10 protein-coding genes are annotated in these 11715 nt (G+C 61.8%); 6 read left to right on the top strand and 4 right to left on the bottom strand.

Annotation, left to right across the window (positions count from 1 at the left end):
• Window positions 1–267 precede the first annotated feature (267 nt).
• Window positions 268–1179, top strand: a complete 912-nt coding sequence (locus UIA24_RS12455; RefSeq protein ID WP_330522972.1) for a DUF2242 domain-containing protein — start codon at window positions 268–270, stop codon at window positions 1177–1179.
• A 212-nt stretch (window positions 1180–1391) separates the two neighbouring features.
• Here the strand turns inward: UIA24_RS12455 and UIA24_RS12450 are convergent, their stop codons facing one another.
• Complete coding sequence (locus tag UIA24_RS12450) at window positions 1392–2432, bottom strand: AraC family transcriptional regulator (RefSeq protein ID WP_065758569.1); 1041 nt, start codon at window positions 2430–2432, stop codon at window positions 1392–1394.
• Between the two features lie 4 nt (window positions 2433–2436).
• Entirely contained in the window at window positions 2437–3555 is a 1119-nt protein-coding gene (locus UIA24_RS12445) for a carbon-nitrogen hydrolase family protein (protein ID WP_065758570.1), read from the bottom strand.
• Window positions 3556–3747: 192 nt separating this feature from the next.
• Here UIA24_RS12445 and UIA24_RS12440 point away from each other — a divergent pair, with 192 nt between their 5' ends.
• Complete coding sequence (locus tag UIA24_RS12440; RefSeq protein WP_330522971.1) at window positions 3748–5784, top strand: NADPH-dependent 2,4-dienoyl-CoA reductase; 2037 nt, start codon at window positions 3748–3750, stop codon at window positions 5782–5784.
• A gap of 64 nt (window positions 5785–5848) precedes the next feature.
• Window positions 5849–6745 (top strand): 1-aminocyclopropane-1-carboxylate deaminase/D-cysteine desulfhydrase, encoded by an 897-nt coding sequence (locus UIA24_RS12435; protein ID WP_330522970.1) that lies wholly within the window; start codon window positions 5849–5851, stop codon window positions 6743–6745.
• On the opposite strand, the gene UIA24_RS12430 is transcribed toward UIA24_RS12435, so the two are convergent.
• On the bottom strand, window positions 6742–7290 hold the full coding sequence (locus UIA24_RS12430; RefSeq protein WP_102053352.1) for a cytochrome b: 549 nt from the start codon (window positions 7288–7290) through the stop codon (window positions 6742–6744). The genes UIA24_RS12435 and UIA24_RS12430 overlap by 4 nt on opposite strands.
• A 177-nt stretch (window positions 7291–7467) precedes the next feature.
• On the opposite strand from UIA24_RS12430, the gene UIA24_RS12425 reads away from it, so the two are divergent.
• Window positions 7468–8754 (top strand): arsenic transporter, encoded by a 1287-nt coding sequence (locus tag UIA24_RS12425; RefSeq protein ID WP_330522969.1) that lies wholly within the window; start codon window positions 7468–7470, stop codon window positions 8752–8754.
• Window positions 8755–8773: 19 nt separating this feature from the next.
• Here the strand turns inward: UIA24_RS12425 and UIA24_RS12420 are convergent, their stop codons facing one another.
• Window positions 8774–9718 carry a DUF1853 family protein gene (locus tag UIA24_RS12420; RefSeq protein ID WP_330522968.1) on the bottom strand — a complete coding sequence of 315 codons (945 nt, stop codon included), beginning with the start codon at window positions 9716–9718 and terminating at the stop codon, window positions 8774–8776.
• A 135-nt stretch (window positions 9719–9853) separates the two neighbouring features.
• Between UIA24_RS12420 and UIA24_RS12415 the strand changes: the two genes are divergently transcribed.
• Together UIA24_RS12415 and UIA24_RS12410 are read left to right on the top strand one after the other, a co-directional pair.
• A complete protein-coding gene (locus UIA24_RS12415) occupies window positions 9854–10744 on the top strand; it encodes an NAD(+) kinase (protein WP_102053349.1) in 891 nt (296 codons plus the stop codon).
• On the top strand, window positions 10744–11715 hold the full coding sequence (locus UIA24_RS12410; protein WP_102053348.1) for a metallophosphoesterase: 972 nt from the start codon (window positions 10744–10746) through the stop codon (window positions 11713–11715). Before UIA24_RS12415 ends, UIA24_RS12410 begins: the two co-directional genes overlap by 1 nt.

Genomic DNA, 11715 nt, shown 5'->3' with positions numbered 1-11715 from the left:
GCGGTAGTTCAGTCGGTTAGAATACCGGCCTGTCACGCCGGGGGTCGCGGGTTCGAGTCCCGTCCGCTGCGCCATATCCGCTTCGAGGCCCTTGAACTCCTCGAAGCAACAGAGAAAGCGACCTTAGGGTCGCTTTTTTTGTTTGGGTCGCTGCTTCAATCTCGAAAGGCGTCTCCGGGCAATTTACCGCCCGATCTTGCCTCGACACTTCAGTGATGCGCCGATGTGTAGCACAATAGGCGCCGAACGTTCTCCCCAGGATTTGCAATGTCAAAGTCAACCGTCTTTGGTGCGCTCGGGCTGGCCCTAGTGCTGGCGGGTGTTTCCGGCTGCTCCTCGAAAAAAGCCGCCATTTACGAACACGAGAATTTCGACGATTCGGGCACCTTCTCGCGCAGCTTTCCGGTGAGCGAGGCCGGTTCGTGCGAAGCTGCGCGGCGTGCCTTGCTCAGTCAGGGCTACATCATCACTACCAGTAGTGCTGGTCAGGTCACGGGTAACAAGAGTTTCCAGCAGACTGGCGACACTCATATGCAGATCAGCTTCAACGTGGTCTGTGCGGCTGACAACAGCAGCGCCAAGCGCTCAACCATGTTCGCCAACGCCCTGCAAGACCGTTATGCGCTGAAAAAATCCAATACCTCGGCCAGTCTTGGTGTCGGTGTGCTGGGTTCGGTGTCGATGCCGATTGGCTCTACCGACGACTCGATGGTCAAGGTGGCCAGCGAGACCGTAACCTCGGCCAAGTTCTATGAGCGCTACTTCGCGCTGGTTGAGAGCTTCTTGCCCAAAGAACAGAAGAAGCCACAGAAGAAGGCGACTGAGCCAGAGAAGGCGCCAGAGCACGCACCAGAGCCGGCGCCTGCGGCTGCTCCAGCCGTTGAACTGGGGGTGCCGGAAAGCAACCCGGCGTCGGCCCCGACTCAGGCCCCGACTCCGCCAGCTGCAGCCAGCGTGCCTGAGCCTGCTCCCTTGGCGCCTGCACCCGCTGCGCCGCCCGCCGCGCCATCTGCCACGCCGGTAGTCGATGACGGTGCAGCTTCGAAGCCTGTTGTCCCTCCGGTTGAGGCCGCGCCAATCACGGTTCAGGAGGTGCCTGCCGCTCCGCTCGCGCCTGCACTCAGTGAGCCGACACCTGCGGTCAACCCTACGGTGAGTGCGGAGCAACCGGTTCAGTAGGCGGCGCGGATAAATCGTCCGGCGTCTGCTACGTTTATTTCAAACAGCGGTCTTGTCATTTTTTCGTCACTGCGCAACTTTAAGGTGAATGACGAATCAATGAGATGAATGAGAAAAACGGAGCAGACAATGGACGACTATCAAGAAGAGCTTCTCGACTACAACGCCTACGAACTCGATCTGCCAGAGCCTGCAGATGACGCTACAGAGCTCTAGGCAGTGCGCCGCTGACTGCGACGGAAGTCGCCAGGGGTAACCCCGCTCCAACGCTTGAATGCACGCTGGAAGGCCTCTGCCGAAGCAAATCCCAACAGGTAGGCGATCTCGCCAAAGGCCAGCTCCGTATCGCGGATGTAGGCCATCGCCAGGTCGCGCCGCGTGTCGTTCAGAATCGTTCGGAACTGCGTGCCTTCTTCAGCCAGTTTGCGTCGTAACGTCCAGGTCGGAAGCTGCAGACGGTTGGCGATTTCTTCCAGGTCCGGCTCATGCCCACCGCTGAGCAGCGGCCCCAGCAGTTGCACGATGCGCTCGCTGAGGCTGCGAATGCGCGTGCGCTGTTCCAGTTCAAGTTCGCACAACTGCAACAGGTGCTGCCAGGTGCTGGGGCAGTGGGTGCTGTTGCGCAACTCCAACTGGTTACGGTTCAGGCGTAGCTGGTTGGTCTCGGCAGCAAAATGAACCGGCGTCAGGCACAACCCCTGATACTGCTCGGCATAAGCTGGGGCCTCGAATTCGATATCGATACGTTCGGCGTGTAGCGGCATGCCCGCCACGCTCGACAGTTGCGCCAGCCAGCCCGCCAGGAGTGAGTCGACCACGAAGCGGTTGTAGGCGTTGTATGGGCTGATCGAGTAGAAGCGCAGCCAGGCACCTTGCGGGTCTTCATGAAACGTCGACTGACCGCGGTAGTTGGCGGCATACAGGGGTTCAAAGCGCAGCAGGGTGCGAGCGGCTTCGCCGACGGTGGGCGCCTGGGCTGCGGTCACCCCGGCAAGGCCTGTCTGGCTCAGGCGGCTCAGGCGGCCCATGTGCAGGCCCAGGGCCGGGTTGCCTGTGAGGGTGATGGCGGCATGGCCCAGGTGCATGTAGCGCGGTATCGACAGCCGGGCACATGGCTCGGCCAGGCGCGCCGGCTCCAGGCCATAGTGCGCAAGCAGAGGCGCGGGGTCGTGGCCGAGGTAGCGGACGGTTTCCTCCAGGCTCTGTACGAACCCTACCGAAAGATCTCCCAGGCGTACCCGTGGACGAGGCATCGTCTTACAGCCAGAGGTTGAGCAGGCGCGCGCCAGGTTTGGCGCTGACACTAAAGTTCTGGCCGTTACGGCTGGCAAAGCCCTCGCCGTCGGCGCTGACTTCCCAGAAGCGCCCCTGCAGGAACACGCTCATGCTCGCCTGTTCGCGGCCTTTGTTGGCAAGTATCAGACGCTGCCAGGCTTCGCCCTCGCTCACTTCACCGGGTTTGAGTGGCAGTTGTGTCGCCAGCGGCTGATGGCGGTTGCCACGCCAGGGCGCGCGCCAGCCATGCTTGACGCCGATGAAGGCCGGGTTGGCGATCACCTGCACCGCCTGTTGCTCAAGCTGGCGGTAGTTGTCCGGGTACCAGCTGTCACTGCCCACCAGGACGCCCAGGCGTCCTGCCGGCGTCTCGAGTACTTGCAAGGGTTGTGCGCCGGCATGAATGAAGCGGCGTACGCCGTTGTCCGGGTGTTTTTGGCGTACTGGTTGGCCCAGTATTGAGCCGTCATTGGCGAACACCAGGCTGCTGTTGTACAGGGCACCTGAGCCCACCCGCAGAGTGCCGCCGTCTACATACGGCTCGGGCAGGACGATGGAACCTGCTACGAGGGTGATGTCGAACTCGCGTGCCAGGCCGCCGAACAGTTGCTGGTAGTCGCTCGCCATCTGGGCCGCCTTCATGCGCAAGTGTGCGTCAGCGCGGCGGTCATCCCCTGTGGCGCCAAGCATCGCCAGCCCATAGCGCAACGGGTTGCTCAACTCCAGCCACTGCCGGGCCTGATCAAGGTGGGTGACCTGGTACATCTCGCTCTTTTCGCCAAGCGCCCAAAGCCAGGTGCCGATGTGTTCGGGCAGGATGACAACGGTTTTACGGCTGATCAGGCCCTGCTCACGTGCGTGCTGCAAGTAAGCCGCCAGCTTCAGGTGCAAGCGTTGCAGGCTTTGGTAGTCACCGGGGAACAGCTCAGGCTCGATACCGAGCAGGTTGCCCTGGTTCGCGGGGATGCCCTGGTTCAGTGTCAGTTCGACACGCAGGTCGGACAGGTAATGGCCGGCGGGACGTTGTTCTGTCCATAGCCCGTAGCCGCAAAGCATGGTGATGACAACCAGGGCGAGAGCCCCGAGCAGGAGTTTTTGCATGAGGCGGGCAAGGCCGACTGAGGATTTAAGCCGTTAGGGTAGTCGTGCTGCGCGGTTGGATCAATAAGTTGTCACTTTCGGTCATTGAGTGACGGGTAACAGCTCTTTAATGTCGACCTCAGATAACTGACGGGTTCCACCTCCGGGTGAGAGGCCTGCATTCCGTGATTAACGCTTGTTGTGGAGTACGTTATGGCCGCTGCCCAATACCCGCATCTGTTGGCTCCGCTGGACCTGGGGTTCACCATGTTGCGCAACCGCACCCTGATGGGCTCGATGCACACCGGCCTTGAAGAAAGACCGGGTGGTTTTGAGCGCATGGCGGCCTATTTTGCCGAGCGCGCCCGGGGTGGGGTGGGGCTGATGGTGACCGGCGGTATTGGCCCGAACGAAGAAGGGGGCGTGTATGCCGGTGCGGCCAAGCTGAGCACGCCGGAGGAAGCCCAGAAGCACCGTATCGTGACTCAGGCGGTGCATGAAGCCGGTGGCAAGATCTGCCTGCAGATCCTTCATGCCGGGCGTTATGCCTACAGCCCCAAGCAGGTCGCACCCAGTGCCATTCAGGCACCGATCAACCCGTTCAAGCCCAAGGAGCTGGACGAGGAGGGGATCGAGAAACAGATCCGGGACTTCGTAACCTGTGCAACGCTGGCACAGAGCGCCGACTACGATGGCGTCGAGATCATGGGCTCGGAAGGTTATTTCATTAACCAGTTCCTCGCCGCCCATACCAACCATCGTACTGACCGCTGGGGTGGCAGTTACGAGAACCGCATGCGTCTGGCGGTGGAGATCGTTCGTCGGGTGCGTGAAGCGGTCGGGCCGAACTTCATCATCATCTTCCGCCTGTCGATGCTCGACCTGATCGAGGGGGGCAGCGATTGGGACGAAATCGTGCAGTTGGCCAAAGCCATCGAGCAGGCCGGCGCCACGCTGATCAACACCGGTATCGGTTGGCACGAAGCGCGTATTCCGACCATTGCCACCAAGGTGCCGCGTGCCGCCTTCAGCAAAGTCACCGCCAAGTTGCGCGGTTCGGTGAAGATTCCGCTGATCACCACCAACCGTATCAATACCCCGGAAATCGCTGAGCAGATCCTCGCTGAGGGCGATGCCGACATGGTCTCCATGGCGCGTCCGTTCCTGGCGGACCCGGAGTTCGTCAACAAGGCCGCGGCCGGTCGTGCTGACGAAATCAACACCTGCATTGGCTGCAACCAGGCCTGCCTGGATCACACCTTTGGCGGCAAGCTGACCAGTTGCCTGGTCAACCCGCGTGCCTGCCATGAAACAGAGCTCAACTACCTGCCGACCCGCCTGTTGAAGAAAATTGCGGTGGTCGGTGCAGGTCCGGCGGGCCTGGCGGCTGCCACGGTGGCTGCAGAGCGGGGGCATCAGGTCACCCTGTTCGACTCGGCCAGTGAAATTGGCGGCCAGTTCAATGTGGCCAAGCGTGTGCCGGGCAAGGAAGAGTTCTATGAGACCCTGCGCTACTTCAAGCGCAAGCTGCAGACCACCGGTGTCGAGGTTTGCCTTGAGCAGCGCATGAGTGTCGAGCAACTGCTCAAGGGCGGCTACGATGAGGTTATTCTCGCTACCGGTATCGCACCGCGTCTGCCGGCTATTCCCGGTATCGGGCACCCTAAGGTGTTGAGCTATCTGGACGTCTTGCTGGCGCGCAAGCCGGTAGGCCAGCGCGTGGCGGTCATTGGTGCCGGTGGGATCGGCTTTGATGTGTCCGAGTACCTGGTTCACCAGGGGGTAGCGACCAGTCAGGACCGTGAGGCTTTCTGGAAAGAGTGGGGCATTGATACCACCTTGCAGGCCCGTGGTGGCGTTGCCGGGATACATCCACAACCGCATGCGCCGGCCCGTCAGGTGTTTCTGTTGCAGCGCAAGAAATCCAAGGTGGGTGATGGTCTGGGCAAGACCACCGGCTGGATTCATCGCACGGGTTTGAAAAACAAGCAGGTGCAGATGCTCAACAGTGTCGAATACCTGAGCATCGACGATGAAGGGCTGCATATCCGTATTGGCGAGGGCGAGCCGCAGGTTCTGCCAGTCGATAACGTGGTTATCTGTGCCGGCCAGGATCCGCTGCGTGAGCTATACGATGGCTTGCACGCCGCCGGTCAGTCGGTGCACCTGATCGGTGGTGCCGATGTTGCGGCCGAGCTGGATGCCAAGCGCGCAATCAATCAGGGCTCACGGCTGGCTGCCGAACTCTGATGCGGCAGGTACGGCGGGGTGCGCTAGACTGCGCTTCCCGCCCTGTACCGAGTTTGTTGTCGGAATGTTCGATTCACTTCCCTTGGCCCCACTCCAGCCGCTGTCACTGCCCTGGTTGAGCCGTGCCGGTGTTGAAGCGGCGGTGCTGCGCCTTGACCTCATCGACCCGCTGATCAGCGGCAACAAGTGGTTCAAACTGCTGGAGCACCTGCGTGAGGCCCGTGCTGCCGGGGCTCCTGGCGTCATCAGCCTCGGTGGCGCGCATTCCAATCACCTTCATGCACTCGCGGCGGCAGGCCTGCGCTTTGGTTTCGCTACTGTCGGGTTGCTGCGCGGTCATCCGCAGGACACACCAACGGTACGTGACCTGCGCGCCTTCGGCATGGAGCTGCACTGGCTGGGTTATGGCGGCTATCGGGCGCGGCATGAACCGGGCTTCTGGGCACCTTGGCACGCCCGCTATCCTGGCTGGCATTGTGTACCGGAAGGTGGCGGTGGTGCGTTGGGGGTCAAAGGGTGCGCGCAGATTGTAGAGCAGGCGCGATGTCAGCTCTCGGCACTGGGTTGGCCTGACTACGATGGCTGGTGGTTAGCGGTCGGGACCGGTACCACATTGGCCGGTCTGGTGGCGGCTGAAGCAGGCGCGCACTGGGTGCAGGGGGCCTTGGCGGTGCCTGGGGACCACGGTGTTGCCGCACAGGTCGATGGGCTGCTGGGGGTAGGCCGGGCAGGTTACGTGCTGCACGACGCCAGCCGCGCAGGTTTCGCCAAGGTCGATGCAGAGCTGATGGCGTTCATTGAGGCGAGCGAAGTGCAGTCGGGCCTTCCTCTGGAGCCGCTGTACACGGGGAAAGCCCTGCTCGCCTTGCACGAGCAGGTGGAACAGGGCGCCTTCGCGCCCGGCACGCGGCTGATATTCCTGCACACCGGTGGCCTGCAAGGCCGTCGGGGGCTGGTTTAGTCGCCTTTTGGCAGCATGCGCCGCAGCGTGTTGTCGCGGCTGACATAGTGGTGATACAGCCCAGCCAGGGCGTGCAGGCCGATCAGCCAGTAGCCCAGCGAGGCAATCAGCTCATGCCAGCCCTTGATCTGCTTGCCCAGGTCTGGATCTGGCGCAATCAAGGCGGGCAGGTTGAAGCCATAGAAGGGGATCGGTTTGTCGCTGGCGCTGAGAATCAGCCAGCCGGCCACAGGCAAGCCGATCATCATCGCGTACAGCGCCCAATGCATCAGTGTGGCCAGGCCGCGCTGCCAGGCCGGTGGGTTAGGTTCGATACGGGGTGTCGGGCTGATGACGCGCAGCAACAGGCGCAGCCAGACCAGCACAAAGACACTCAGGCCGAGCATGAAGTGCAGGTCTTTCATCAGGGCGCGCTCGGCGCTGTCCTTGGGGAACATACCCCGTAGCTCGATACAGGCGTACACCGCTGCCAGCAGTATCAGCATCAGCCAGTGAAGGGCAATCGACAGACTGCCGTAGCGGTCCCGGGTGTTGGTTAGCGTCATATGAGCTCCTCGTTATCAGGTCGTATTTCGCGCTCTTGCTTGGCGCTGGGCATTAACTGTAATTGTTTGTTTCAGAGATCATAGGAGAAATAGCAGCAAAATTTCGTTAGTGACCAAACGAACACTCGTTAAAATCCGCCGTCTTTTCCCCTCTACTTTCTGCAAGGCTGTTGTCTCATGCTGATGGCGTCATTGATCTTCCTGCTGACCATCACCCTGGTGATCTGGCAACCCAAGGGCCTCGGTGTCGGCTGGAGCGCGACGTTCGGGGCGTTGTTGGCGCTGATCAGCGGTGTGGTGCACTGGAGCGATATTCCGGTGGTCTGGCAGATCATCTGGAACGCTACCGGTACCTTCATTGCGTTGATCATCATCAGCCTGCTCCTTGATGCAGCGGGGTTCTTCGCCTGGGCGGCCCTGCATGTGGCGCGTTGGGGGCGTGGCAGCGGGCGGCGGCTGTTCGCTTACATCGTGTTGCTGGGGGCGCTGGTGTCGGCACTGTTTGCCAACGACGGCGCAGCGCTGATCCTTACACCTATCGTCGTTGCCATGTTACTGGCCTTGCGTTTCTCGCCAGCGGCGACTCTGGCATTCGTCATGGCTGCGGGCTTCGTGGCCGACACCGCCAGCTTGCCATTGGTCGTGTCTAACCTGGTGAACATCGTTTCTGCGGATTTCTTCGGCATCGGCTTCAACCGTTATGCCGCCGTCATGTTGCCGGTGAACCTGGTCAGCGTGGCGGCCACCCTGGGTATCCTGATGTGGTTCTTTCGACGTGACATTCCGCGCGATTACGACCCGTTGCAACTGGATCGGCCACGCAGTGCGATTCAAGACCCGGCCACCTTTGTGGCCGGCTGGCTGGTGTTGTTGATCTTGCTGCTGGGGTGTTTTGCCCTGGAGCCGCTCGGCATTCCCATCAGCGCGATCTCGGCGGTGTGTGCGGCTGTCTTGCTGCTGGTCGCCGCCCGCGGCCACACCATTTCCACACGCAAGGTCCTCAAGGAAGCCCCGTGGCATATCGTGATCTTCTCGCTGGGCATGTACCTGGTGGTGTATGGCTTGCGTAATGCCGGGTTGACCGGGCAACTGGCCACCTGGCTCGACACGTTCGCCCGCTCCGGTGTCTGGGGGGCGGCACTGGGCACCGGGCTGCTCAGCGCCGTCCTGTCGTCGATCATGAACAACTTGCCGACCGTACTGATTGGCGCCTTGTCCATCGACGCCAGCCAGGCCACTGGGGTCGTCAAGGAAGCGATGGTCTATGCCAATGTGATTGGCAGTGACCTGGGGCCGAAAATTACCCCGATCGGCAGCCTGGCGACCCTGCTCTGGCTGCATGTGCTGCAGCGTAAAGGGGTGCACATTGGCTGGGGCTACTACTTCAAGGTCGGCATCGTGCTCACCGTGCCGGTGCTGCTACTCACCCTGATGGCGCTGGCACTGCGTTTGACGGTTGTCTAGACGGCGCCAAGGGTGTGTGTCAGCCGGGCAGATTCGGCCAGGTATCCGCCACCAGAAACACGCGCTCGGCTTCTTCCCAATCGCCGGGCCCGGTTTCCACCAGCCTTACCATGAGTTGCGCAGGGGCCATTGGATCGAGGGCGCTTAGCCAGGTCTGCAGGTGCTCGGCCGTCCAGGTCTGTTCAGTCGGGTAGCGCGCCGGTGCCAGCCAGGCATGGCGCGGCAGGTGTTGCCAGCGGCCGCTTGGGCTCTGCGCAAAAAAAGCCGGCCAGTCGCGTTGGTGCAGCCAGCGGCCCTTGAGGTGCTCGGGGTGGGCCCCGCGTGGCGATACGGCATGACCCGGCCACGGGTAGAGCAGGTAACCGCCCAGCCATAGGTGTGCGCTGAGCTGCGCGATGTCCAGCGCCGCCAAGGCTTCGCGGCTTTCGGCACGGGCCGAGATGGGAAGTTGGTGCTGGGCCAGATGGGCCAGTTTAAGATCAAGGCGGTCATGACAGCCGGGGCCAAGCCACTGCGCCGGATCGCTGCCGTCGCCTGCCTGTGGTCCGAGGTAGAGTTTGATGGCCAACTCCAGGTGATGTACCCCGTCGCGGTCACGCAGGAGGATATCCAGTTCGCCCAGCGTGTGCCCACCGTCACGGATCGGCAGGTTGGCGGCCAGCAGTTCGATCCCGGGGGCATGATGCAGGGCAAACTGCCAAAGGCGTTCGTAGTACAGGCCCAGTCGACGGTTGGCGGCCTGTGCCAGCCAAAGCAGCAGTGCGCTGCTGTCCTGGTCCAGGCGCTGCAGCCATTGGCTCAGGTGCGTCGGTTGTTGTACCCAGTCACTGCCCTGCAGCGGGTGGCGTTGAGGCCACGGCGTGGCGCTGAGCATGGGCGGGGCCAGGATGACCCAGGCCAGATCACGCACTTGCGCTTGGCGCAGTTGGCGGGGCAGGTCGGTCAGGTCAGGAAATGGGTTCATTCTGCGAGCATAGCCCTGATGCCCGCTGCAGTGCGAAAAAACGCCAGCGTTTGCCGCTGCACAGCGCTTTCGCCCATAATCGGAGTCTTTCGCCCACTGGCCATTTCACCCGCCGCAGAGCCTTGCAGGAGCCCCATGGAGCAATTTCGCAATATCGGTATCATCGGTCGCCTTGGCAGTTCCCAGGTACTCGATACCATTCGCCGACTGAAAAAATTCCTGTTGGCGCGGCATCTGCACGTCATCCTTGAGGACACCATCGCCGAAGTGCTGCCAGGTCACGGCCTGCAAACTTCGTCGCGCAAGCTGCTTGGCGAAGTCTGCGACATGGTCATCGTGGTCGGTGGCGATGGCAGCCTGCTGGGCGCTGCCCGGGCCTTGGCCCGTCACAACATTCCGGTATTGGGGATCAACCGCGGCAGCCTGGGTTTTCTCACCGATATCCGGCCCGATGAGCTGGAGGTGAAGGTCGCCGAAGTGCTTGATGGCCATTACCTGGTGGAAAACCGCTTCCTGCTTCAGGCTGAAGTCCGTCGGCATGGCGAGGCCATTGGCCAGGGCGATGCACTGAACGACGTGGTGCTGCATCCGGGCAAGTCGACACGCATGATCGAGTTCGAGATCTACATCGATGGCCAGTTTGTCTGCAGCCAGAAGGCCGACGGCCTGATCGTGGCCACCCCGACCGGCTCGACCGCCTATGCGCTGTCGGCGGGCGGGCCGATCATGCACCCCAAGCTCGACGCTATCGTCATTGTGCCGATGTACCCGCACACGCTGTCCGGGCGACCGATCGTGGTCGATGGCAACAGCGAGCTGAAGATCGTCGTGTCCAAGGACCTGCAGATTTACCCGCAGGTTTCCTGTGACGGCCAGAACCACTTTACCTGCGCCCCAGGCGACACCATCACGGTGAACAAAAAGCCGCAAAAGCTGCGCTTGATTCACCCGCTGGACCACAATTACTACGAGGTGTGCAGAACCAAGCTCGGCTGGGGCAGCCGTTTGGGCGGTGGAGGCGACTGATGCTCGATCCCGCGCGCAGTTACGATCTGATCGGTGATGTACATGGGTGCGCCCAAACCCTTGAACACCTGCTGGAAACCCTTGGCTACAGACGCCTGGGAGGTGTCTGGCGGCATTCGCAGCGTCAGGCACTGTTTCTGGGCGACATCATTGACCGTGGGCCACGGATCCGCGAGGCGCTGCACCTTGTTCATGACATGGTCGAGGCCGGTCAGGCCCGTTGCATCATGGGCAACCACGAATTCAGCGCGCTGGGCTGGAGCACGCCGGCCTTGCCGGGCAGTGGCAAGACCTATGTGCGCGAACACACCCCACGTCATGCCCACCTGATTGACGCAACACTCACCCAGTTCGCCCAGCATCCTGGTGACTGGCACGATTTCCTCGGTTGGTTCTATGAGCTGCCGTTGTTCCTCGATGCCGGGCGTTTCCGCCTGGTTCACGCCTGTTGGGACGCCAACCTGATCGAGCCGCTGCGCCAGGAGCGTCCGAACGGTTGTATCGACGAGCGTTTTGTCCAGGCGTCGGCGGTGTCCGACAGCTTTGCCTCTGTCGTATGCAATCGCCTGTTGCGGGGTACCGACATGCGCTTGCCGGGCGGCTTGACCCTGACCGGTGGCGATGGCCTGACCCGAGCATTTTTCCGGACCAAGTTCTGGGAAGAAGACCCGCAGACCTACGGCGACATCGTTTTCCAACCCGATGCCTTGCCCGAGCAGGTTGCCAGCACGCCACTGACCCACACGCAGAAAAGTAACCTGCTGCGCTACGGTGAGGACGAGCCTATGCTGTTCGTCGGCCATTACTGGCGCAGCGGCAAGCCCGCGCCGATTCGCCCCAACCTGGCTTGCCTGGACTACAGCGCCGTACTGTACGGCAAGCTGGTGGCCTATCGGCTGGACAATGAAACCCGGCTCGATCCGCACAAGTTCGTCTGGGTCGATGTCGAGCGGCCGGAGGCCAATGTATGA

Source organism: Pseudomonas sp. AL 58, assembly GCF_036348395.1.
In the GTDB taxonomy this organism is placed as follows: domain Bacteria; phylum Pseudomonadota; class Gammaproteobacteria; order Pseudomonadales; family Pseudomonadaceae; genus Aquipseudomonas; species Aquipseudomonas defluvii.
This window is presented reverse-complemented; position numbering and strand designations above follow the sequence as displayed.